Here is a 23,657-nt window from a genome sequence, read left to right as displayed (position 1 = left end):
ATGAGCTATCGATTATCAACCGGTCAGTTGTTTACGCGGGCGCTAAACCCGATGCTGGACGTGCAGAAGGCGGTGAGCAAAACACAGGAGCAAATAGCCACGCAAAAACGCGTGCTGACACCAGCTGATGACCCGATTGCTTCAACCAGGATTCTGCAGTTAAATCAGGAGCTGGCGGGTCTGGAGAAGTACAACAACAGCCTTTCAACGTTAAAAAGCCGACTGGAGCGAGAGGAAGTCGCACTGGGGGGTGTCAGTAACTTGATTCAGCGAGCGCAGGAACTGGTGGCTTCAGCTGGAAATGGCGCTATCAGTGCGAATGAGCGTGGATATATCGCCACTGAGCTTCAGTCAGTGATCGACGCCATGGCGCAGGAAATGAATGCGAGAGATTCCAACGGTGAGTTTCTGTTTGCCGGCTATCAGGGCAAGACACAGCCGTTTGTAAAAGGACCTGACGGTCGCTTTGACTATAAGGGTGATCAGGGGCAAAGATTTATTCAGGCGGGTCCGGTCACTTCGATAGCCGCCAATGACTCCGGCTATCAAGTATTTATGGATGTGCCGGGGGCAACTCCTTCTGCAGTTTCCCGCGCTGGAGAAGGCAACCAGGCGCAACCACCTGCCTCCATCAGCAAGCCATTGATTGTTGATCAGGAGCAGTTCAACAGCTTTTATCCGGAAAGTGTCACCATTGAGTTTCGACCCAATAGTGAAGTGGTGCCACCTGGCATGAATTACACTGTCAAACAGATTTCTGATGGCCGAGTCTTGAGTCAGAATGTGCGGTTTCAACCTGGGCAGGCCATCAATATTAAGGGCGCTCAGGTGATAGTCGAAGGCCGCCCCTCGGTTGGTGATACATTTCTGCTTGAGTCAACCGCCCGCAAAGGTTTGTTAGAAGGGCTTGAAGAGTTTGTTGAGGACTTGGGTAGATTGAGCGATAGTTCGAGTGATCGCGTCATACTGGCGAGCTCCATTGAGAACACAATCGCCAATCTGGGTAACGCGCAGGAAAAGCTCTTGAATACGCGGGCTGCCGTTGGTTCTCGCCTCAATCAGGTAGAGGCAGCAAAGTCGAGCAATGCAGACTTTGAATTAGTGGTACGGACTACCTTGTCCGAGCTGTCAGACCTTGATTACGCGGAGGCTATCAGTCAGTTGACACAGCAGACCTTTGTGCTGGAGGCGGCCCAGGCCACATTTACTAAAATTACACGGCTGTCGTTGTTCAATATGCTCTAAGGCCGCGAGATTCGCCTTCACGACTCCTAATATTATCCCAGACGCCCGGCTGTTCAACTCCTGAATCAGCCGGGTGCTAAAGTTTTCTGTTATCCGCCGATAGATACTCGTTAAGGCGCCGTTTCATCTGGTTCAGATTACGCGCTTCGTCACCCAGTGCATCTCGCTTCGATTCCAGCAATTGCACGATGTGGCGATCCTGTTCCTGAATTTTTTTGATGTCTTGCTGGATAATTTCTACCAGTTCGACGGCAATCGTCTGGCTAAAAAATCGCTCCAGTTTTTTGTCGCGCAACGTGTGTAATGTATCAAGTTGTTGCCAGTTATTCTGCTCCGCGAGAGACAGCAGTCGGCTCGATATGTCGAGTATGTCGTGCCATGCAAGCTTTTGTTTCTTAAGGTCTATTTCGTGCTGGCTGGTCATGTTGAGTAGTGGGCGCTGACTGCGATTATTGGGCTCTGGCGTAGAGGTGGGCACAAGGTTTTGTTAACACCATTCACAATAACAGAAAAAAATTCTAAAGAAAAAAAATTTCTGTCGAACCCGAAAAATTTGTTGAATAGTGCCTAAAGCTTTGTTTTTCCGTGTCGTTAAACCGGGTAACGCATAGCAGTGAGCGGTTTGAACGCGGTGATATGCGGTCCGGTTTTAATGTGTAAACTCAGGAGTAAACAAGCATGGCTCAAGTCATCAATACCAACATTGCTTCACTTAACGCGCAGCGAAACCTGAATAGCTCACAGGCTGGTACCAACCAGGCTCTCGAGCGTCTTTCTTCAGGTCTGCGTATCAACAGCGCAAAAGACGACGCCGCCGGTCTGGCGATCTCTACGCGTTTCACCTCACAGATCAACGGTCTGAACGTTGCAGTACGTAACGCAAACGACGGTATCTCTCTGGCGGAAACTGCAGAAGCCAGCATGGGCTCCATGACCGACTCACTGCAGCGTCTGCGTGAACTGGCAGTACAGTCCGCTAACGGTTCCTACTCTGACGCTGACCGTCAGCTGCTGAACGAAGAAGCCCAGGCACTGATCGCTGAAGTAGGCCGTGTTGCTGACACTGCAAACTTCAACGGTGTAAAGCTGCTGGACGGCTCTTACAACTCCAACTTCCAGGTTGGTGCCAATGCTGGTGAAACAATCAATGTTTCCATCGGCAAGCTGACTACAGACACCTTGGGTGTATCGGACAAGAATGGTGTGACCGCGACAGCAACTGACAATGCATTAGCTGTTGGTGACCTTACTATCAATGGTGTGGCTGTTGGGGCCAGCAAAGCGTCTGACGACTCTCTGTCAACGTCCGGCAACTCTGCCAGTGCCATCTCTAAAGCTGCTGCAATTAACGCAGTGTCTGCACAGTCTGGTGTTACTGCGGTGGTCGATGAAAACCTGGTCGCTGGTACTTCCATGACTGGCGCTAACGCGTCCGGCAGTATCTCAATTAACGGCACCTCCATCAGCATTACCACAACAACAGACACAACTGCGACGCGTGCTTCCGTCGTTGAAGCCATCAACGCTCAGTCCGGTCTGACTGGTGTGCGCGCTGTTGATACTGGCGAAGATGCCGAAGGTGTTCAACTGGTCGCCGACGATGGTCGTAACATTGCATTGACGCTCACTACCGTGACTGCAGCAGCTACCGGCCTGGCGTCGGCTGCTACCTACGAAGGTGGATACACTCTGGTAGCAAATGCTGGCGTGGATGAAATCACCATCGGTGGAAACAACGCAGCAGCAAATGCAGGCCTGAAGACAGGCACTTACGATGCATCTGTGGCTGCAACAAGCACAGAGACACGTCTTCAGACAGGTGCTACCAGTGCTGCCACCACACTGGAAGCTGGTGACCTGGTCATCAACGGTGTCGGTATCGGCGCTGCTGTTGCCACCGATGACACGTCTTCGGTTGCTGCTGCTAGCTCCAGCGCGAAAGAAGGGTCGGCTATTGCAATTGCTGCTGCGATCAACAGGTCTTCTGCCGAGACTGGTGTCACTGCTGAAGCCAACGCAAACGTCATCAAAGGCACCAGCGCATCTTACAGCGCAGGCAATGCCTCCATGGAGCTGAATGGCGTGGCGATTACGCTGACAGACGGCGGTACTGCCGAAGCCAACCGCGCCAATGCCATCAGTGCAATCAATGCGGTTGCTGGATCTACCGGGGTCGTGGCAGAAGATAACGGTTCTGGTCTGACTCTGACAGCTGCTGATGGTCGCAACATCGTCATGGCTTACGATAACGACACTGGCGTAGGTATCGACGTATTCGGTATCGACACTGCCAACGCAGAGGGCGTAAGCGACCTGACCGCGGCTACAACCGATGGTTATACAACTTACAGTACCGTAACTTTGAAATCAGCTGGTGAGTTCACTGTCGCTGGCGGTACCAACGGTAATGCGGCACTGGAATCTCTCGGCTTTGAAGCTGGTTCCTTCGGTGGTGCCGAAGCGGGTCAGTTCCTCAATGAAGTTGACCTGTCTACACAGCAGGGTTCAACTGACGCGCTGGCGGCCATTGACAACGCGCTGGGTTCAATCACCCAGGCACGTTCCGAGCTGGGTGCGGTACAGAACCGCTTCGCAGCCACTATCGAGAACCTGTCAGCAACTTCCGAGAAGTTCTCAGCTGCCAACTCTCGTATCCAGGACGCGGACTTCGCGGCTGAAGCAGCTAACCTGGCCCGTAACCAGGCTCTGCAGCAGGCTGGTGTATCCATGCTGGCCCAGGCTAACGCTTCCAGCCAGCAGGTTCTGCAGCTTCTGGGTTAATTCTCAAAAAGTAAGCTGAGACCCTAAAGTCCGCCCGGTGACTACCGATAATACGGTAGAAGCCGGGCGGACTTTTTTGTGCCCGGGTAACGTAAAGGACGTGGAGCGAGTTTGGGAGATGTGCTGTGAGTGAGATCAGTATTACCCGATTCCAGCCCGCTTTGGTGGCCAGGGATAAGGTCAAGTCCGTGGAAACGGTGGACAACGACCTTGATGCCAACCCTTCCCACAACCCGTTGCAGGACAAATACGACGAAGAATCTTCTGGTCAGCACAAACGTCAACAGGAGAATCCGTCCGGCCAGCAACACAATACTTCAAGAGACAGCGAAAATCGCTCCCAGAGCCGTCCAGCAAGGTCGACAGACCCATCTACAGCTGATGAACCACTTGCCGACGATGAGGCATTGGAACGCGCTGTCACGCGCCTTAATGAGTACGTGCAGACGGTAAAGCGCGATTTGATATTTGATATCGATGCAGAAAGTCTGGAGCCCTCGGTGACTGTGGTTGATCGTGAGTCACGCCAGGTGCTGCGTCAGTTTGATTCGCAGGAAGCCCTGGAGCTGGCGCGCAAGCTGGACTCCGAAGAGTCCATCTCGCTGTTTAAAACCCAGGTTTGATTTTCATTTGATCCCGGTCGGGATACTGATTAGTGCGCCGGGGCGGCGGCAGGGGACCTCAGTCCTCCTGCGCAGCCTCGCGTTCTTCCTGTTCTGCCAGGCGCGCGCCTGCCAGTGTACCGGCCAGGGCATAATTGCCTTCGTGGCAGGCGTACTCGTACAGCGGGTCATCATACGCAGTCAGCGCCAGTTCACCGGTGAAGCTGGACTCGAACACGGTCGGATCATCCACAGTGAAAGAGTAGATGATCTTGCCATCGGCAACCCGTCGGAAGCGTTCCGTCACCTTCAGATTCTCTGAGGCACCACGGAAGCTCTGCCAAGGGTTAAAATGCTGGGTCTCTACTACCAGCGTGTCACCCTCCCAGCGACCGATGGAGTCGCCCATCCACTTGTCCATTACTTCAGCATGCGGATCATGGTCATCCTGGATGGGGATGATACGCGCATCGTGGACCATTTCTACAACGATCACTACATAACCTGGAGACTGAACGATCTGGTAGTGGCTGTTGTACATCACCGGCAGCATGGGTGGCCCGGAGTTGGAGCCAAATGCCAGCAGGCAGCGCTCGCCGACACCGCGTCCTTCGGGACCATCAAAGGGATCCGGCCCGGTAGCCCGTTCGCGGGCGCGCTGCGCCATGAATTCTTCAGTGTATCCGGGCAATTGACCATCGGGTGGATCAATGATGATGGAGGTGCGGTATTCGCCGTCGATGGTCGGCATGAACATGCCCCGATCCGTCCAGAACAGGTCGTAGTTACCGACAGGTGGCAGGTCCTCAGCCGGAGGCGGCGGGCGATTGGGATCCAGGGGTTCGTTATCTTCTTCAACTTCCTGCTGCGCAGCGCGCTCCAGCTGGAAGGCTTCCTCGCGGGTGTAGGCACGTCGTTCGCCCAGCTCGCGGGGACGGGTCAGCGGTGTGACAGTGGCGTTTCGCCAGACACCCTGCAAATCAGGTGCGCCATCCCAGGTGCGCGGTACCACATAATCATCTTCCTGCGCCAGGGCGCCGAAGGGCAGCAGTGCAGCACACAATACCGCAGTGCAGGCGAGGGTGTAGGGTCTATTGAACATAGCTTCTTCTCCTAGGTCGAGGCTGAGATTCTAGCCCTATGTGGATTCAGTCACAATCCCTGACTGTCCTGCCTGACCAGCACATTGACCTGTCAGTTGGCGGCAAGGTTTTGCCGCTACCAAGGTCAAGATTCTCCGCAGCAGGTCGACATAAGAAGTAATTCGCCTGTGTTGGCGGGCCTGAGGCAGCTGGCGTGAAATTTGCTTTGCACGACTCAGGATCAACAAACGCACCGCAATTAAAACGGCTTTGTACATATGGCAACAATTCAGTCTCTGGGTATCGGTTCTGGACTACTCACCAGCGATCTGCTGGATCAGCTGGTCGAGGCAGAGCGCGCGCCTGCCACTGCACGACTGGATCGCGACCAGGACATTGCCGAAGCCAGGCTGTCGGCATTTGGCGAGGTCAGCAGCATGCTGGCCACCTTCAATACCTCTATCAAACAGCTCAACAGCGTGTCTGCCTTCAACGCCAGCCAGGCCGTCAGCAGCAACGAATCGGTGCTCACTGCAACCGCCAGCAGTGTCGCGGCGGATGGTAACTACAACATCAATGTACAGAAGCTCGCCCAGCAGCACACACTGGCAACCCAGAGTTACGCATCCACCACGGAGGCTATCGGGGTAGGTAGCCTGACATTCCGTTTTGGCACAACAGAGTTCGATGGGGCAAGCGCCTACCAGAGCTTCACAGTCAATCCGGCCAAGCAGTCCCGCTCGATCACCATCGACAGCAGCAACAATACACTGGCAGGCATCCGTGACGCGGTAAACAAAGCCAAAATCGGTGTTCAGGCGACCATAGTTGATGATGGCACAGGTTTTCGTTTGCTGTTTACATCGAGCGACGGCGGCGCCAACAACAGCCTTGAAATCACCGCCTCGGGTTCCGCTTCTCTGGATGCCTTCAATTACAACCTGGGCAGCCAGGATATGCAGCAGACACAGCTGGCCCAGGACGCCGAGTTTACGGTAAACGGTCTGGCGATCACCCGCAACAGCAACCTCGTGGGTGGTGTCATTCCTGGTGTAACGTTAAACCTGAAGGGCGTCTCTACTGGCCCGGCCACCCTGTCGATCAGCAAAGACCCGACAGAGTTGATGGACAAGGTGCAGGGCGTTGTCGACAGCTACAATGCACTAAAAACCATGACGGATGTGCTGACCGCTTTTAATCCGGATGCCGGTGAAAATGGCCAGGGCAGCGTATTGACGGGTGATCGTGGAATCCGCACCATCATGAGCCAGGTCAACTCTACACTGCGTTCGTTTACGCTGGGTTCCACCTATGGCTCTCTGGCCGAAGTCGGTGTGACCACGAATCAGTTCAACGAGTACATGATGGAGTTTGACCGCTCCACCTTCCAGGACGCGTTCCAGGCAGACCCCAAGGCAATCACCGCTCTGTTTGCCACAACGGGCATCCCCAGCGACGAAAACGTCTCCTACGTCTCGGCCAGCAGTGCAACCCAGCCGGGAAGTTACAGCCTGGAAATTACGCGCATGGCAGAGGCCGGACGCTATCAGGGCATAGGCGTATCAGCTCTGGCGGCAGGCAATATCGACATTACTGATGCCAATAACAGCTTCAATATTTTTGTAAACAACCGTGAAGTCAGCATCGATCTGGCCGAGGGCACTTACGCCACGGCAGAACTTCTGGCTGAGGAACTGCAACGCCAGATAAACAGCAGCAGCGACCTGATTGACTCTGCGAATTCGGTCACCGTCACTTACAATAGCGATGAATCTCGCTTTGAAATGACCTCCAACCGTTTTGGCAGTGAGTCGGTCATCCGCATTATTGAGGTTGACTCGGCTACAGCTGCAACGCTGGGCCTTGTCAAAGAGGGGCAGGGTCCCTACCAGGGGCTGGAGTTGAGCTCGCTGACCACCAGCGATGGACAGAGCAGCTCTATGTTCAATACGCCACTGTTGGTGGACAGCGAGACCCAATACAGTGTCACGATCAATGGAGCCACTACCGGTGTGCTGACCTTGCCTGGTGACGCTGGTACGCCAGTCACCTACAACACCCCGGATGAATTGACTGCCGCGCTAAAATCCCAGATTGATGCCGCGCTGGCCGGAGATGGCATTACGGTCAATGTCAACTATGTATACAACAGTGATGACGACACTGCTCGACTGGTGTTCTCGACGGCAAGCGCTGGTGATGAAATCAGCTTTAGTGATATCAATCTTGCCAGCGCGACACGTCTGGGTTTATTCGAAGGCCGCGGGGAACCGGTTACCTCTATCCGTGGCACAGATGTCGCGGGTTTGATCAACGGTGTCGAAGCGCGGGGTTCTGGACAGGTGCTGGTTGCCTCAACCAGCAAAACGCCTGAGACAGCCGGCTATTATCTCAATACCGCGCATGGAGACCTCTCTACCAGCACGTCTGCCGACAAGTTCCGGTTGCGAGTGGATGGTGTGCTGTCCGGTGAGATCACGCTGGGGGTACTCGCCAATACCAGCAGCACGTCGGTTGCCAACACGCTGCAGACAGCGATCAACAATGATCCCGCGCTGATAGCTGCGGGCAAGTCAGTGTCAGTGACGTACGATAACGACACGGGCGGCTTTAGAATGACATCGGGAACTCGGGGCACGAACTCTTCAGTGACCATTTCCACGCTGGAGGGCAACGCAGCGGCGGTGTTTGGATTTGCAAGCGGAGCCGGAGCAGCGGGCCAGAGCGGCGCTGCCGCCAGCGGAGACGCCGATCCTGCCTCCGGGCTGCGTATCCGCATAACCGATGGTGATGTCGGCGATCGCGGCACGGTTGACTACTTCAGAGGCGTCGCTAGTCGACTGACAGCACTGATTGATTCCATGCTGGGTAGTGATGGGGTGCTGACAGGTCGAAGTGATTCGTTGAATGCCGAGCTTGAGCGCATCGCCGAAAAACGCGTTGATCTTGCGGAGCGACTGGCGCTTACCGAGCGCCGCCTGCAATCCTCGTTTCTGGCTAACGACATCATTATCTCGAATTTCAACAGCACCGCCAGTTTTCTGGAGTCGCAGTTGCCAATGCTGGAAGCGTTGGTGACCCCAAATCGCAAAAAATAACCTGATCTGACCCGACGAGGATGGAATAATGTATTCACCCAATAGCGCAATCGCCCAATACCAGCGCGTCAACAATGTTGGCTCCGTAGAAGGGGCCAGCCCACATCAGCTGATTCTGATGTTGATGAACGGTGCACTGGAACGACTTGGCAAGGCCCGTGGCGCGATTGAACGGCATGATGCCGCCCTGAAGGGAGGCCAGCTGGGCAAAGCAATCAATATCATCGGCGGCTTGCAGGGCAGTCTGGATCGCAACCAGGCACCGGAGTTCGCAGAAAACATGGACCGTCTCTATGACTACATGCAGCGCCGTCTGCTAGAAGCCAACATCAAGAACGATATTTCCATCATCGACGAAGTCAGTGACCTGATGCGAAATGTCAAAACAACATGGGAAGAGATTGATCCAGTTCGCAAAACTGCTTATTGATCCCCCAATCGACCCCTTATGATGTTTGACGTCGAGTAATCGCTCAGTGTCTAATTGCTCTGGGAGAGCAATTCACACATGAGATGATCTACAAGGCCCTTGCCAAAGTACAAAGAGTACTGATCTTTTTGCTCTTGGTTGTGGCAACCGGGCCGGTGCATGCATGACTCAAATATTGTTAATAGAAGATAGCAAGAAACTCGGCCACGATCTGGGCATCGTACTGGAGTTTCTGGGCGAGCAGCCCGTTCACGTGCAGCGGGCTGGCTGGACCCAACAGGTAGAAGAGTTGCAGGTCAGACCCGAAGCGCTGAAGCTGGTGCTGGTCGGGCATTACAAGCCGAGCTTGATGGAGGTACTGCTTCAGGAGTTGATTGATTGGCATGAAGGCTTGCCAATTGTGCTGCTCGGTGACCAGACCATGCCTGACCTGACCGAATCGGTGTCAAACCGGGTCGTCGCCACCATACCCATGCCCCTTAGCTACCAGCCCATGCTGGATGCCCTCCATAAAGCACAGGTTTATGGCGACCACTATAATCGCCTGCGTGAGATAGGCAACGTTCGCGACTACAACATGTTTCGCAGCCTGGTAGGAAGTAGTCCGGCTGTGCAGCGAATCCGCCAGATCATGTCGCAGGTGGCGAACACCGAAGTGACTGTCCTGATTACCGGCGAATCAGGTACGGGTAAAGAGGTTGTTGCCAGGAACCTGCATGCCAATTCCCGGCGCTCCAGCAAGCCTTTTGTGCCGATCAATTGTGGTGCCATCCCGCCTGATCTTCTGGAAAGTGAACTGTTTGGTCACGAAAAGGGGGCATTTACCGGAGCAATCTCGACACGGGTCGGCCGTTTTGAACTGGCTCAGGGCGGCACGCTGTTCCTGGACGAAATTGGTGATATGCCCCTGCCGATGCAGGTCAAACTGCTGCGCGTTATTCAGGAACAGTGTTTCGAGCGTGTCGGTGGCACCAAGACCATGCAGACTGACGTACGCATTCTGGCGGCCACCCATCGTAATCTGGAGACGATGATCAGTGAGGGGACATTCCGCCAGGACCTGTTCTATCGTCTGAATGTATTCCCGATCGAAATGCCCTCACTGCGTGAACGTTCCGCCGACATCCCATATCTGTTAAATGAACTTATCTCGCGCCTGGAGAACAGCAAGCGAGGCTCGGTCCGTTTCAATTCGGCTGCCATTAAAGTGCTGTCTTCCTATGCCTGGCCAGGCAATGTGCGTGAACTTGCCAACCTGGTAGAGCGCATGGCGATATTGCACCCGCATGGTGTAGTTGGCGTTCATGATCTGCCTCACCAGTTCCGTGACAGTCAACTGATGGACGAGGTGCTGGCTGAGGAAACCGCGCTGTCCGACGAGCAAAAAATCTCAGTTGCAGAGGCGGTGTCAGAAGAAATTGCGGCGATCCCCGGCATCAACGGCGCCGATACGCATCTGTTGCCGCTTAACGGCATGGACCTGAAAGAGTACCTGAACAATCTCGAGCGCAGTCTGATCGAGCAGGCACTTGATGATAGTGGCGGGGTGGTTGCGCGTGCCGCAGACCGACTGAATATCCGGCGCACGACCCTGGTCGAGAAAATGCGCAAGTATGATCTGCAACGCTGACAGCCGATAAGTTTTTCTGACTGACTGAGGCCGCCCTCTCGGACAGCCACAAGGGCTCAGGGGTCCATCGTAATCGATGTCAGGGCCAGCTCCGTGCGTGTCCCATCTTCAACCTGTTCCAGTCTGGCCAGGGCAAACTCATAATCAAGAGCAAGCCACAGGACAGTGCTTCGATCACTGTCTGGTTCACGCACCCGCTCCAGTTTCAGTGTCTGCAGTTCTCCCACTGGTGTTGTCATAGTCTCCAGAGACAACAGGGCATATTCATGCTGGTCGATTTCACGGCTGTCGATCATGGTGAAATGCAGTGATGTGCCCAGTGCGGATTCGATGCCATCGCTTTCAGCCAGACGCTGCAGTTCGGCGCTCATTTGTGCGGTCACGCTCAGATTATCCTGAATGCCTGCAGGCAGACTCAGTTGCTGGCGATTTTCATCGCGGCGCAGTTCGGCAGAGCCTGCCGCCCAATCGAAGCTGATGCTTTCGTCGCGGTCGCGGATACCGCCCTGCTGATAGCCGTAAGCCAACGGCACGGCGCCCCGATCTGACCATTCGAACAATGTGCTTTCTTCAACGCTGATCAGTGTTGCACCCAGCACAGACAGATCCAGTCCGTGGCGCAGGTTGTAATTGCCATTCTCGAGCTGCCGAAGCTCCCGGTACGCATCGGTGCTGAGACCCATCGAGCGGGCTCGGTATTCGGCGGTGTAGGGGGTCGGAGCTGGCAGCGGTGCCTGTGCAAGGGCCAGCGAAGATGTCAGCAACAGACCTGAAAGGATGGTCGATACACGCAAGCACCATGTGGCACCGCCAGCCCTGAGCTGCACAGCCCCCGGGGCTTGAGACAGTTGATGTTCCCGGCCGTCGAATCGCATAGATCTAGCTCCCTCAGACTAGTTGGGTCGAATTACTGACGAACTCCCTGTGGCGGCAGTCTGTTGCCATCCAGTGTGGCGCAGGAATCTGTCATTGTCAGGCGTCCACTTGCATACCAGCCGACGACCTCAGGATAAATGCGATGCTCCTGCTCGGCGATCCGCTGCTGCAGCGTCTCGACAGTATCCTGAGAGTCGACCGTGATGACTGCCTGTCGCACGACAGGTCCGCCATCCAGCTCTTCGGTTACAAAATGGACACTGACGCCATGCTCCCGGTCGCCTGCCTCCAATACACGCTTATGCGTCTGCGTGCCTTTATAGGCTGGCAGCAGCGACGGGTGGATATTCAATAGTCTGCCTTGATAATGCTGAACAAAGGCTGAACTGAGAATTCTCATGAAACCGGCAAGAACAACAAGATCAATGTCCATCGCGTCGATGACCCTGATCATCTCCTGATCAAAGGCTTCGCGGCTGTCGAACTGTTTGTGATCAATTACCTGCGACGTCAGGCCGGCGTCTTTGGCGCGCTGCAGGCCATAGGCATCAGCCCGGTTGCTGATGACGCCAGCAATCCGGTAACCGTGTTTTAGTTGCTGATCAATCAAGGCTTGCAGATTGCTGCCATTGCCTGATATCAGGACAACAACATGACAGACCTGTTCTGAATTGTGCTGCTGGCTCATGCATACTGGCCGCTGGCAATAACTGCTGGTTTCTCAGCCTCGGCTTTTGTGATTTTGCCGATGACGGTTGCACCGCGCGTCATTGAGTTTAGCAGTTCGACAGCAGTATCCGCCTGCTTCGCCGGCACGCAGACAATCATGCCAATACCGCAGTTGAAGGTACGCAACATTTCGCGTGATGCGATATTGCCTTCTTTCTGCAGCCAGTCAAAGATGGCCGGGCGCTGCCAGCTATCAGTGTCGATATGCGCTTCGGTGTAGTCAGGCATGACGCGTGGCAGATTTTCGAGAATGCCGCCGCCAGTGATATGTGCCATGCCGTGCACGGACACTTTCTGCTGCAGTGCCTGCATGGCTTTAACGTAGATCTCCGTGGGTGTCAGCAGAACTTCGCCCAGGGTGCTCTCGGCAAACGGGTCATCCAGTTTAGCGCCGCTGACTTCCAGAACTTTGCGAATCAATGAATAGCCATTGGAATGTGGGCCTGATGAAGCGATACCGATCAGACAGTCACCGACGGCTACCTGCTCATTGGTGATGATTTCATCTTTTTCTACAACGCCGACGGCAAAACCGGCCAGGTCATAATCGCCTTTCTGATACATGCCGGGCATTTCTGCTGTTTCCCCACCGATCAGTGAGCAATTGGACTGGCGGCAGCCCTCGCCAATGCCTGCCACGACCTGCGCCGCGATTTCCACATTCAGGCCGCCCGTCGCATAGTAATCAAGGAAAAACAGAGGCTCGGCACCACAGACAATCAGGTCATTGACGCACATGGCCACCAGGTCAATGCCGATCGTATCGTGTTTGCCCATGTCGATCGCGAGCTTGAGTTTGGTGCCAACACCGTCAGTGGCAGATACCAGCACTGGCTTGCGATAACCCTCGGGCAGCTCGCATAACGCGCCAAAACCGCCCAGACCGGAAAGCACCTCCGGACGTCGGGTAGACTGGGTGACGGATTTGATTTTCTCAACCAGAGCATCGCCGGCATCAATGTCGACACCGGCGTCCTTGTAGCTGAGGCCAGTGTGTTGGGAGTCGGAGCTGGGGGTCTTTGTGTTCATGATAAGCGTCGCAATGTCCTTGCTCTAGAGTAGAGATAGTGACCGAAAATGCCGGCAATCATCGGTTGCCGGCCGGATAACTGCGCATTTTAACAGCTGGTAAACACTTCGTCAGTCGATTATGTCAAACGCCGGGGCGATCGGTTATGATTGCGCCATGAAAAATGCCCTCGGTCCATTATCTAAAAAGCGTAATCTTCAGCGCCCGTCCCGCTACGTCGTGACATGGGCAGGCGTGCTGTTGCTGGTCTTGTTGAGCACACAGGTCTGGAGCCTGCCAGTCAGTGGTCTTTACCAGCGCCAGATAGAGGTTGAAAACCAAAGTGAGGCCGAGCGGCAGCGGGCCTATCGTGAGGCATTGACCGACGTTATTGTCAAAGTCACTGGTGAGCGCCGCTGGCTGCAGCAGCCAGCCATTCAATCCGCCATTGCGCGCGCAGGCGATTACATTTCCGAAGTCAGTTATCGCGCAGCAGCCGGCGCTGCATTCATTCAGGTGGACATCGACCAGTCGATGCTCAATGGTCTGCTCAATCGAGAGAATATTCCGGTTTGGGACAATAATCGGCCATCGATTCTGGTTCTGATTACTGTGCAGGGCCCGGACGGCAGGCGCCGGATGCTTGGGTCGAGCACCGAGCATCCGTTGCTTGACCAGTCGCGCATGTTTGCCGAGCAACGCGCGGTCCCGGTGCTTTATCCGATTCTGGACCTGACCGACCGCCAGCTGATCTCTCCAGCCCAGGCCTGGTCACTGGACAGTTCGGCACTGCAGGCACTTGGGGATCGTTACGGGGCTGACAGTGTTCTGGCCGCCCGAGTGCTTGAAGTCGGTGATGGTCAGCTGGTAGGGCTGTGGAAATTTCTGTTTCGTGATACCGAAGACATTTTTGACCACCTGGCCACGGAGGAGGGCGACTACATGGATCTGCCGCTGGACCGTGTTACTGCCCAGCTGGCCAGCCATTTTGGACTGCTGCCAAGTGCGTTTGCCAGAGAGAGTGACGTGAATATCCGGGTGGATGAAATTACCGACCTCATCAGCCACACGCAACTTGTTCAGTATCTGCGCTCGCTGTCGGTAGTTCAGGACGTACAGGTACGAGTGCTGCGCCCGGATAGTGTCGATCTTTCGCTGCATGTCGTTGGCGGCCAACAGCTGCTCAGTGAGTTCATCAGCCTGGGTCGGGACCTGCAGCCGGTGAATTTCAATCCCGGCGATCAGGTGTCTGGAACCTTGCGCTTTCGTTGGACCAGATAAACCGCATGACTGACCCGCAAAGTTCACAGGCGGCAACGCCACGGCAACTCTCACTGCGCGTCGGTATGGACGACGATGCCAGACTGGATAACTTCTTTGTACCGGACGCCGAGTCCACCGCGGCGCGCGTACGCGACTACCTGCAAGCAAACATCCTGCGTTGGCGTCAGTCCGGGCGTGCGCCTTGCGGCAGCACACGAGTCATAGATTTTTGCTGGTTGTGGGGCAGTGAGGGTGCGGGCTGCAGTCATCTCCTGCAGGCAGTCTGTCACGCAGCCAGCAGTGAAGAAGCCGTTCCTGACCAGCATGCGCTATCGGCGTTTTACCTGGATTTGAGCCTTGGCGATCTGCATCCCGATATTCTCGATGGCCTGGAGTTTCAGGACATTCTGTGTCTGGATCATCTGCAAAAGGTTGTTGGGAAGCCGGAGTGGGATGAAGCGCTGTTTCACCTTTACAATCGCCTTGCACATCACGGCGGTGCTCTGCTGGTCGCAGCAGACAACAGTCCGCAGCACGTGCAGGTTTCCTTGCCGGATCTGCGGTCGCGTCTGCAGTCAGCAGCCGTATTTCAGCTGCCGGTACTGGAAGACGTCGACAAAGTGGCAGCTTTGCAGATGCGTGCAAAATTGCGTGGATTCAATCTGGGTGATGATGTTGCCGAATTTCTGGTGAGGCGCAATCAACGCAGCATGGCTGCGCTGTTTGGTGTGCTGCAGGCGCTGGACAGGCATTCGCTGGAAACCGGCCGCCGGGTGACCATACCGCTATTGAAATCCCTGATGGGCTGGTAAGGCCGCTGCAGCCGGTTACTGCAGTGTCATGCCCAGGTGTTTGCGGGCAGCGCGGATGTACAGCACGAGCGTGCAGAAAATCGACACACACAATAGACAGTACAGCAGGCCATACAGTCGGTCCCCGGGAATAAACGCGACATTCACCGCATGCATGAAATAAAGCATGATCGCAAAGCTCAGCCAGGCGTAAGTGCGCAAATGGTTGCGGCGCAGTCCCGGCAGAAAAATAAACAGCGGCGCGACACGCACCAGCCACAGAATCAGGGCGACATACCAGGGCGCGCCCTGCAACAGGCTGACCAGCGCATCGCCGGTAAAAAGCCCGATCAGGCCAAAATAACTGGCCATGGCTGCCATGCGGGTTCGCTTGACGATTGCCGGCACAGGTTGCCAGGTGTCAGTCATAGTTGTTCTCTCCAGAATTATTCTGACAGGCGAAGTGCCAGTTCGCCCAGTCGCTTGCCCAGCGCCAGACACAGTCTGGTTTCGTCATCGCTAAGCGGCAGATCGCTGTCTGGTCCGGCCAGGTGGCTTGCGCCGTAGGGTGTGCCGCCACTGCTGGTGCGCATCAAAGCCGGCTCACTGTAAGGCAGCCCGCAGATCACCATGCCGTGATGCAACAACGGCAGCATCATGCTCAGCAGAGTACTTTCCTGTCCGCCGTGCAGGCTGGACGTGGACGTGAACAGCGCTGCCGGTTTATTGATCAGCGCACCCGTGGCCCAAAGTGCGCCAGTGCCATCGAGAAAATACTTCATGGCTGCTGCCATATTGCCGAACCGGGTCGGGCTGCCCAGCGCCAGACCAGCGCAGTGGCGCAGATCATCTTCTGTGCAGTATACCGCACCCTGGGGCGGCACAGCCGGCTGCGACGCTTTGTGATCCGGAGAGACTGATGGCACGGTGCGCAGGCGTGCCTCAACATCTCCCGCCTGCTCGACTCCGCGCGCGATCAGGGCAGCCATTTTTTCGGTGGCACCGGAGCGGCTGTAATACAGCACCAGCACATAGGGGGTGGAATTGCTCATCGTCAGTGCAGTCTCTGTTACTTGATCAGGTCAATGACATTCTCGGGCGGTCGTCCAAGCACCGCGCGGATTTTTTTGCCGTCACGTCGGACCACGATGGGGCGTTCGATCAGGCGTGGATGCTGCTGCATGGCATTCAGCACATCAGTATCACCCAGAGCTTCATTGCCCAGCGAAAGTTCGCGGTATTCAGTTTCACCTTTTCGAAGCAGCTGGCGCGGCGCGATACCGAGCGCTTTACACAGATCTGAGAGCGTGTCGACAGTGGGAGGATTTTCCAGATACAGGATCTGTTCCGGTACTATCTGATTTTCCTGAAGCAGTGCCAGAGTCTGGCGCGATTTTGAACATCGCGGGTTGTGATAAATAAAATACTGGCTCATGGTTTCTCTTCTGATTCGGTTTCTGTTGGGCTTGTCTGTGAATGTTGTGACAGCCGCGGACGTTGATGTTGTTCCTGCATCAGCTCGGTAAAAGTCTGACCTCCACAGTGGCGATTCCCGTCATGCTCCACGGACTCAAGAAAGCGTCGTATCTGTATCTGTTCGGCAACAACACTGCGCGTATTCAGGCGGTCGCGTGACCAGCTGCGCAACTGCAGTCGCAGGTCAGCGATTCGTGTCGAATCGACGCTGTGAGAAGGCAGATACCGGGGGGGATTCTGATCGGTGCAGCGAATGAAGTCTATAGCTGACAGAGTTGCCAGGCTCGACTCCAGTACCGGCGCGCCCAGCTGTGTGTAGGACAGCAGTTCATCAAGCGTCCACGGCGGTTCATTCTGTTGAAAGCGTTTTATGATCAGATAGGCAATGGTCAGGTTCAGCTCTTCCTGCGCCTGCAGGCTAAGGTGCAGGGGTTTGCGACCAGTACGTGCTTTGGACGGATGCTGGTGATAAAAGGCGACCGAGGAGCCAATCAGCAGCATCAACCAGCCCAGATAAATAAACAGCATCAACAGAATGACAGCAAAAAATGCCGCGTAGATGATTGCATTGGCTGAGTATTCGGTGATGAAGTTCTGGAACACCCAGCCCATGGTTTTCCAGGCCAGCGTGGTCACAATGCCGCCAGTCAGAGCCGAGCTGAACTGAACTCGCGTGTTGGGAATAAAACTGAAGGCCAGCGCGAAAGCCAGCGACATGAACACCAGCGGCATGACTGCGCCAAGCGCCTGCAGGATCACGGCACCAAACGCCAGCCCGTCGAGCAGGCGCATGAACAGGTTGGTATTTACGTAGGAGGCAATGCCCACCGACAACAGAATAAGCAAAGGTGCGACAATGACCGCAAACAGGTATTCGCTGACGCGACTGGCAAGGCTGCGTGCCTGTGAAACTGCCCAGATGTCATTAAAGGCCAGTTCGATGCGCTGCATCATGGTGAGCACTGTGTACAACAGAACGCCAAGACTGACAAAGCTGAGCACATCGACACGGACGTTGTCGACAAAGCTAACAACATTGCTGGTTATCTGCTGGCCATAGTCACCGAGAAATGGTTGTAAAATGCCGAGCAGCATGGGCTCCATGGCGTTGTGCACGCCCAGACCCTTAAGCACTGCGAAGGTCAGTGCCAGCAACGGAACCATGGCAATAACCGTGTAGTAAACCAGACTCATGGCGCGCAGGGACAAGTGACCTTCGGCTATATCCCGAACCACAGCGTAGCCGATACGCAAGGCGCGCATGGCGTGCCCACGCCACGAGGAGTTGGCGGCCGGATCATCCTGCCACAACACATCATCAAGATACTGCTTCAGGTCGTCCAGTGATCGAACCTGCATGACTTCTCCTGTCTGTGTTGCCTGACTGATCGAGCTCAGCGTGCGATACGGGTGCTCAGGAACTCTATAATTGAGTCACGTGGCACAAGTTCCGGGTCGCTGGCGCGTCGAGACTTGTATTCTATCTGGCCGGCTTCCAGGCCACGATCGGAAACCACCAGGCGATGTGGTATGCCCATCAGCTCCATGTCGGCGAACTTGACGCCCGGGCTGGTCTTTTTGTCGCGATCATCGAGCAGTACCTCGTAGCCGGCGGCTTCGAGTTCGCTCATTAATTGTTCACTGACGTCGACCACCTGCTGCGATTTATGAGCGTTGAGCGGAATAATGGCGATCTGGAACGGCGCAATGGCGTCTGGCCAGATGATGCCATTGTCATCATGATTCTGCTCTATCGCGGAAGCGACGATTCGGCTGACACCAATACCATAACAGCCCATGGTCATCAGTACCGACTTGCCATTCTCGTCCAGCACGGCTGCATTCATGGCCCGGCTGTATTTGGTACCCAGTTGAAAGATGTGACCGACTTCGATGCCGCGTTTGATGGAGAGTGTGCCATTGCCATCAGGGCTGATATCGCCTTCCTTAACCTTGCGGATGTCGGCCACCGCAGTGTACGTGCAGTCTGTCTGCCAGTTGGCATCACGCAGGTGTTTGCCATTCTGGTTGGCGCCACAGATGAAATTGCGCAGGGCCGCCGCACTGCGGTCAGCAATTACCGGGAAGGGCAGTTTGATCGGGCCTAGGCAGCCGGGCTGACACCCCACTGCCTGCTTTACCTCTTCATCCGATGCAAAGGTCAGCGGAAGCTGAATTCCTTCCACTTTTTCAGCCTTGATGTCATTGAGTGACTGGTCGCCGCGCAGTACCAAGGCCATCAGCCCCTGTGGGTTGCTGTCTGATACTTCGGCCTTGACGATCAGGGTCTTGATAAGCTGGCGAGCATCTACCTGCAGCATTGCTGCGACGTCTTCAATCGTGTGCGCCGTGCCCGTATCAACAAGCTCGGACTGCTCGGCTGGTGTCCAGTCACTGGCGTAACTCAGGTCGGGTATGGTGCCGTCTGCCAGCTCGATATTGGCCGCATATTCTCCGCTGGAGCTGAATACAATGTCATCTTCACCGGAATCTGCCAGTACGTGGAACTCGTGTGAGGTGCTGCCGCCGATGTTGCCTGTGTCTGCCAGTACGGCACGAAAGTCCAGGCCCAGCCGAGTGAAAATACTGCTGTAAGTCTGGTACATCACTTCGTAAGTCTCTGCCAGAGATGCCTCATCGATATGGAAGGAATATGCATCCTTCATCAGAAACTCGCGGGCTCGCATGACACCAAAACGCGGGCGTCGCTCGTCGCGGAACTTCATCTGGATCTGGTAGAAATTGGCTGGCAGTTGTTTGTAGCTGTTGAACTCATTGCGAATCAGGTCCGTGATGACTTCTTCATGGGTCGGTCCCAGGCAAAAATCGCGGTTGTGACGGTCAACAAAACGCAGCAGCTCAGGTCCCATCTGGTCCCAGCGGCCAGACTCCTGCCACAGTTCGGCCGACTGCACGACCGGCATGGATACTTCCATGGCACCAGACCGGTCCATTTCCTCGCGCACAATGCGAGTGACTTTCTGCAATACCCGCAATCCCATCGGCAGCCATGTATACATGCCGCTGGCCAGCTTGCGTATCATGCCGGCGCGCAGCATCAACTGGTGGCTGATGACTTCGGCGTCGGCAGGGGTTTCTCTGAGGGTTGCAATCAGGTATTGGCTGGTGCGCATGGAACTTCCAGTAATCAGGCAGTGGTCGGGTATCGATGAAAATGCCCGCGACACCCGATGGCGCCGCGGGCACTGAGTCTGTCTTGGGGCAACTGTCAGGTCAGTACAGTACTTACTGAGCAAACTCTTTGAGTTTTTTCAGCGGCAGCACTTTGACGCGCGTGCTGGCCGGCTTCTTCGGAATGTCCATGAACTCGCCCGGACGGAACGGGTTGGGCACGTTCTTGCGAGCTGGTTGTGCTGGCTTCTTGACGGCCTTGATCTTCAGCAGGCCGGGCAGTGTGAATTCACCGCAGCCGCGCTTCTTGATATGTCGCTCAATCAGATCGCCCAGCTCATTCAGCACTGCATCCACCTGCTTTTTGCTCAGATCTGTATTCTGGGCAATTTCAGCCAGAATGGCTGTTTTGGTGTATTTTTCGCTGATTGCAGTGGTTTTTTTGGCGGGCTTGCTGGCTGCTTTGGCTGCCGCTGGTTTCTTGCTCGTGGATCGGGTCGCTGCCATGCTGTTTCCCTTCTTGTTTATGTCAATGAATTTGAACCGTCTTGCGGTGATTGCCCAGATAATCTGAAACGGCTTACAAGCCGCTATTTATAAAGGATTGGTCGCGCTCTCGCAAGTATTGACATCCTGCGCCGTCAAGGGTTCACGTGGCTGGTTTGATTTACCACAAAAAATCCTGGCTGCAGGTGATGAAATAGTATAAAGCGGTTATAATCAGCGCCCTTTTATTGATCTGCTTTTGTCACGGTCTATTTTTTTCTGGTGTAGTGAGGTTTAACCGTTTATGCCGATTTATGATTATCAGTGTAAAGCCTGCGGCCACCAAATGGAGGCAATTCAGCGAATGAGCGATGCGCCGCTGACCGATTGTCCCGCCTGTCATCAGCCGGCGCTGAGCAAGCAGGTGACTGCTGCCAGCTTTCGTTTGAAGGGCAAAGGCTGGTACGAGACCGACTTCAAAACCGGTAAGCGCAAGCATGGTACCCAGGAATCCTCCAGCAGTGGTGGGGGAGACGCGAAAACACCCGCGGCCTGATCGGCCTGTAGCAGAAGCCCCGGTGGCGCCGGGGCCGAGCAGATTAATGAGTCACAGCCACATTAGAGTAAGACAACAGGATTGAATATGCGCAGTCATTATTGCGGACAATTGAATGAAGCCCGGATTGACGAAACCGTCAGTCTTTGTGGATGGGTCCACCGTCGCCGTGACCACGGGGGCGTTATTTTCGTGGACCTGCGCGACCGCGATGGACTGTGTCAGGTCGTGTTCGATCCCGATCGCGCTGACACCTTTGCGCAGGCTGAAACACTTCGCAATGAGTTTGTTGTTCGCGTCAAAGGTCTGGTTCGGGCCCGCCCGGAAGGCACTGTCAATCCTGATCTGCCCAGCGGCGCGATCGAAGTACTGGCTCATGAGCTGGAAATTCTGAGTGTGGCTCGCACACCTGCCTTCCAGTTGGATGAGCATGCCTCCGTCAGTGAAGACGTGCGCCTGCGGCACCGTTACATCGATCTGCGTCGCCCGGAAATGATCGACCGACTGCGTTTCCGCTCCAAGGTCTGTAATTCTATCCGCAACTATCTGGACGACAATGGTTTCCTGGATATCGAAACCCCGATTCTGACACGTGCCACCCCTGAGGGCGCACGCGACTATCTGGTCCCCAGCCGCACACACCCGGGCGAATTTTTCGCATTGCCGCAATCACCGCAGCTGTTCAAACAGATTCTGATGGTGGCAGGCATGGATCGCTACTACCAGATCGCCAAATGTTTCCGCGACGAAGATCTGCGTGCTGATCGGCAGCCGGAGTTCACCCAGATCGATATCGAGACATCCTTTATGGATGAAGCCGGCATCATGGCCGTGGCAGAAAATATGATTCGCCAGATATTCCAGCGCCATCTGGATGTGGACCTGGGTGAGTTCCCCCGCATGACCTGGGGTGAAGCGATGCGTCGCTTTGGATCCGACAAGCCTGATCTGCGTATCGATCTGGAATTCACTGACATTGCTGATCTGATGCAGGGCGTTGACTTCAAAGTGTTCGCTGGCCCGGCCAATGATCCTGACAGCCGTGTCGTGGCTCTGCGCGTCCCCGGTGGTGCCTCCCTCAGCCGCAAGGAAATCGACGACTACACCAGGTTTGTCGGTATTTATGGCGCGAAGGGTCTGGCCTGGATCAAGGTCAACGACCTGGATGCTGGCATTGAAGGCCTGCAGTCACCTATCATCAAATTCATGCCTGAAGATGTGGTGAAGCAGGTGCTTGACCGCCTGCAGGTAGCCAGTGGCGACATCATTTTCTTCGGCGCAGACAAAGCCGGTATTGTTAATGAGGCAATTGGCGCGTTGCGCCTGAAAGTGGCCGCCGACCTGGGTCAGGTCAAACCGGGCTGGGCACCGCTTTGGGTCGTCGACTTCCCAATGTTCGAACGCGACAAGGAAGGCAATCTCAACTCGCTGCACCATCCGTTTACCGCCCCGTCATGTACACCGGAGGCGCTGCGTGACAGCCCGGACAAGGCGCTGTCGCGCGCCTATGACATGGTGCTGAATGGTACCGAACTGGGTGGTGGCTCCATTCGTATCAACCAGCCGCAGATGCAGCAGGCCGTATTCGATCTGCTGGGTATCGGTGAAGAGGAGGCCCAGGAAAAATTTGGCTTCCTGCTCAACGCGCTGTCCTCGGGCTGTCCTCCGCACGGCGGTCTGGCCTTCGGCCTGGATCGTCTGATCATGTTGATGACGGGTGCCAGCTCGATTCGTGAAGTCATCGCCTTCCCGAAAACACAGTCGGCCGCCTGTCCGCTGACCGATGCGCCTGGGCCGGTCGCAGCAAAACAATTGCGCGAGCTGAATATCCGACTGCGTGAGCAGCCGGGCACTGCAAGCACCGACTGATGACGCTGATCCTGGGGATTGACCCTGGCTCAAGAGTCACCGGTTTCGGTGTTATTGAGTCAGTGGGCAATCGCCTGCGTTACGTGGCATGTGGCTGTGTGCGCCCGACGCCCGGTGACCATCCTGATCGTCTGCGAGAAATTTTTCGTGGCATTACCGAAGTGGTTGAGATGTACTCCCCACAGGAGTGCGCCATCGAAGAAGTGTTCATGGGTAAAAGTGCAGGCTCTGCACTGAAGCTGGGGCAGGCACGCGGTGCCGCCATGGTGGCCTGCCTGCAGTTTGATCTGCCCGTGGCGGAATATCCTGCGCGTACCGTCAAACAGTCGGTAACCGGTTCCGGCGCCGCCGACAAGACCCAGGTTCAACACATGATCAAAGTGCTGCTGGGCCTGCAGGGACGTCTGCAGGCCGATGCGGCCGATGCGCTCGCAATTGCCATCTGTCACGCCAACACGCGCAGTAGTATGATTCGCGTTGGAGCGGCAAAATCTTTCAGCAGGCGCAGGTTCCAGTAGCAGCAATAGCATGGCATAGTGCTGCTGTGACAGGATCGCAGTCTGACTAAGCGTGAAGATTACCCCGCCAAACCGCTGACTTCT

The 23,657-nt window shown here is 55.4% G+C and carries 22 protein-coding genes; 11 read left to right on the top strand and 11 right to left on the bottom strand.

Translation table 11 applies throughout. The features are described 5' to 3' along the window. Positions 1-1,245, top strand: a complete 1,245-nt coding sequence (gene flgL / locus LVD14_RS13080; protein WP_237134503.1) for a flagellar hook-associated protein FlgL — start codon at positions 1-3, stop codon at positions 1,243-1,245. Positions 1,246-1,321: 76 nt separating this feature from the next. On the opposite strand, the gene LVD14_RS13075 is transcribed toward flgL, so the two are convergent. After that, positions 1,322-1,723, bottom strand: coding sequence for a flagellar protein FliT (locus LVD14_RS13075; RefSeq protein ID WP_237134502.1), 402 nt, complete (start codon positions 1,721-1,723; stop codon positions 1,322-1,324). Positions 1,724-1,923: 200 nt separating this feature from the next. On the opposite strand from LVD14_RS13075, the gene LVD14_RS13070 reads away from it, so the two are divergent. Both LVD14_RS13070 and LVD14_RS13065 read left to right on the top strand, forming a co-directional pair. Further along, positions 1,924-4,026 (top strand): flagellin, encoded by a 2,103-nt coding sequence (locus LVD14_RS13070; RefSeq protein ID WP_237134501.1) that lies wholly within the window; start codon positions 1,924-1,926, stop codon positions 4,024-4,026. 125 nt (positions 4,027-4,151) lie between these two features. After that, complete coding sequence (locus LVD14_RS13065) at positions 4,152-4,649, top strand: flagellar protein FlaG (RefSeq protein WP_237134500.1); 498 nt, start codon at positions 4,152-4,154, stop codon at positions 4,647-4,649. 58 nt (positions 4,650-4,707) lie between these two features. Here LVD14_RS13065 and LVD14_RS13060 read toward each other — a convergent pair whose 3' ends face one another. Continuing rightward, positions 4,708-5,730, bottom strand: coding sequence for a hypothetical protein (locus tag LVD14_RS13060; protein WP_237134499.1), 1,023 nt, complete (start codon positions 5,728-5,730; stop codon positions 4,708-4,710). 258 nt (positions 5,731-5,988) lie between these two features. Between LVD14_RS13060 and fliD the strand changes: the two genes are divergently transcribed. The 3 genes from fliD (at position 5,989) to LVD14_RS13045 (ending at position 10,868) form a co-directional block, all read left to right on the top strand. Further along, on the top strand, positions 5,989-8,808 hold the full coding sequence (fliD, locus tag LVD14_RS13055) for a flagellar filament capping protein FliD (RefSeq protein ID WP_237134498.1): 2,820 nt from the start codon (positions 5,989-5,991) through the stop codon (positions 8,806-8,808). Between the two features lie 28 nt (positions 8,809-8,836). Further along, on the top strand, positions 8,837-9,238 hold the full coding sequence (gene fliS / locus LVD14_RS13050; protein ID WP_237134497.1) for a flagellar export chaperone FliS: 402 nt from the start codon (positions 8,837-8,839) through the stop codon (positions 9,236-9,238). Between the two features lie 163 nt (positions 9,239-9,401). Beyond that, a complete protein-coding gene (locus LVD14_RS13045) occupies positions 9,402-10,868 on the top strand; it encodes a sigma-54 dependent transcriptional regulator (protein WP_237134496.1) in 1,467 nt (488 codons plus the stop codon). Between the two features lie 56 nt (positions 10,869-10,924). Here the strand turns inward: LVD14_RS13045 and LVD14_RS13040 are convergent, their stop codons facing one another. Genes LVD14_RS13040 through purM form a run of 3 tightly spaced genes read right to left on the bottom strand, consistent with a single transcriptional unit; the run spans position 10,925 to position 13,502 of the window. After that, positions 10,925-11,743 (bottom strand): DUF3108 domain-containing protein, encoded by an 819-nt coding sequence (locus tag LVD14_RS13040; protein WP_237134495.1) that lies wholly within the window; start codon positions 11,741-11,743, stop codon positions 10,925-10,927. 32 nt (positions 11,744-11,775) lie between these two features. Then, entirely contained in the window at positions 11,776-12,432 is a 657-nt protein-coding gene (gene purN, locus LVD14_RS13035; RefSeq protein ID WP_237134494.1) for a phosphoribosylglycinamide formyltransferase, read from the bottom strand. After that, the gene (gene purM / locus LVD14_RS13030; protein WP_237134493.1) at positions 12,429-13,502 is read right to left on the bottom strand and encodes a phosphoribosylformylglycinamidine cyclo-ligase; all 1,074 of its coding nucleotides are present in this window, start codon (positions 13,500-13,502) and stop codon (positions 12,429-12,431) included. The genes purN and purM overlap by 4 nt, the downstream gene beginning before the upstream one ends. Before the next feature lie 157 nt (positions 13,503-13,659). On the opposite strand from purM, the gene LVD14_RS13025 reads away from it, so the two are divergent. Both LVD14_RS13025 and hda read left to right on the top strand, forming a co-directional pair. After that, positions 13,660-14,763, top strand: a complete 1,104-nt coding sequence (locus LVD14_RS13025; protein WP_237134492.1) for a DUF2066 domain-containing protein — start codon at positions 13,660-13,662, stop codon at positions 14,761-14,763. A gap of 5 nt (positions 14,764-14,768) precedes the next feature. Continuing rightward, positions 14,769-15,557, top strand: coding sequence for a DnaA regulatory inactivator Hda (gene hda / locus LVD14_RS13020; protein WP_237134491.1), 789 nt, complete (start codon positions 14,769-14,771; stop codon positions 15,555-15,557). Positions 15,558-15,572: 15 nt separating this feature from the next. Here the strand turns inward: hda and LVD14_RS13015 are convergent, their stop codons facing one another. From LVD14_RS13015 to LVD14_RS12990, 6 genes are all read right to left on the bottom strand, one after another. Next, positions 15,573-15,965 carry a DUF2069 domain-containing protein gene (locus LVD14_RS13015; RefSeq protein WP_237134490.1) on the bottom strand — a complete coding sequence of 131 codons (393 nt, stop codon included), beginning with the start codon at positions 15,963-15,965 and terminating at the stop codon, positions 15,573-15,575. 17 nt (positions 15,966-15,982) lie between these two features. Beyond that, positions 15,983-16,588 (bottom strand): NAD(P)H:quinone oxidoreductase, encoded by a 606-nt coding sequence (wrbA, locus tag LVD14_RS13010; RefSeq protein WP_237134489.1) that lies wholly within the window; start codon positions 16,586-16,588, stop codon positions 15,983-15,985. Between the two features lie 17 nt (positions 16,589-16,605). Further along, positions 16,606-16,971 (bottom strand): arsenate reductase (glutaredoxin), encoded by a 366-nt coding sequence (arsC, locus tag LVD14_RS13005; RefSeq protein ID WP_237134488.1) that lies wholly within the window; start codon positions 16,969-16,971, stop codon positions 16,606-16,608. Next, a complete protein-coding gene (locus LVD14_RS13000; RefSeq protein ID WP_237134487.1) occupies positions 16,968-18,371 on the bottom strand; it encodes a YihY/virulence factor BrkB family protein in 1,404 nt (467 codons plus the stop codon). The genes arsC and LVD14_RS13000 overlap by 4 nt, the downstream gene beginning before the upstream one ends. 35 nt (positions 18,372-18,406) lie before the next feature. After that, positions 18,407-20,146, bottom strand: coding sequence for a proline--tRNA ligase (locus LVD14_RS12995; protein ID WP_237134486.1), 1,740 nt, complete (start codon positions 20,144-20,146; stop codon positions 18,407-18,409). A 112-nt stretch (positions 20,147-20,258) separates the two neighbouring features. Beyond that, positions 20,259-20,651, bottom strand: coding sequence for an HU family DNA-binding protein (locus tag LVD14_RS12990; protein WP_237134485.1), 393 nt, complete (start codon positions 20,649-20,651; stop codon positions 20,259-20,261). A gap of 283 nt (positions 20,652-20,934) precedes the next feature. Between LVD14_RS12990 and LVD14_RS12985 the strand changes: the two genes are divergently transcribed. From LVD14_RS12985 to ruvC, 3 genes are all read left to right on the top strand, one after another. Beyond that, positions 20,935-21,186, top strand: coding sequence for an FmdB family zinc ribbon protein (locus LVD14_RS12985; RefSeq protein ID WP_237134484.1), 252 nt, complete (start codon positions 20,935-20,937; stop codon positions 21,184-21,186). 87 nt (positions 21,187-21,273) lie between these two features. Further along, complete coding sequence (aspS, locus tag LVD14_RS12980) at positions 21,274-23,055, top strand: aspartate--tRNA ligase (RefSeq protein WP_237134483.1); 1,782 nt, start codon at positions 21,274-21,276, stop codon at positions 23,053-23,055. Next, positions 23,055-23,573, top strand: coding sequence for a crossover junction endodeoxyribonuclease RuvC (ruvC, locus tag LVD14_RS12975; RefSeq protein WP_237134482.1), 519 nt, complete (start codon positions 23,055-23,057; stop codon positions 23,571-23,573). The genes aspS and ruvC overlap by 1 nt, the downstream gene beginning before the upstream one ends. Positions 23,574-23,657: the final 84 nt, after the last annotated feature.

Source organism: Pseudohongiella sp. O18 (assembly GCF_021729085.1).
In the GTDB taxonomy this organism is placed as follows: domain Bacteria; phylum Pseudomonadota; class Gammaproteobacteria; order Pseudomonadales; family Pseudohongiellaceae; genus Pseudohongiella.
The sequence above is the reverse complement of the archived record's forward strand: the minus strand, read 5'-3'. Positions and strand labels throughout refer to the sequence as shown.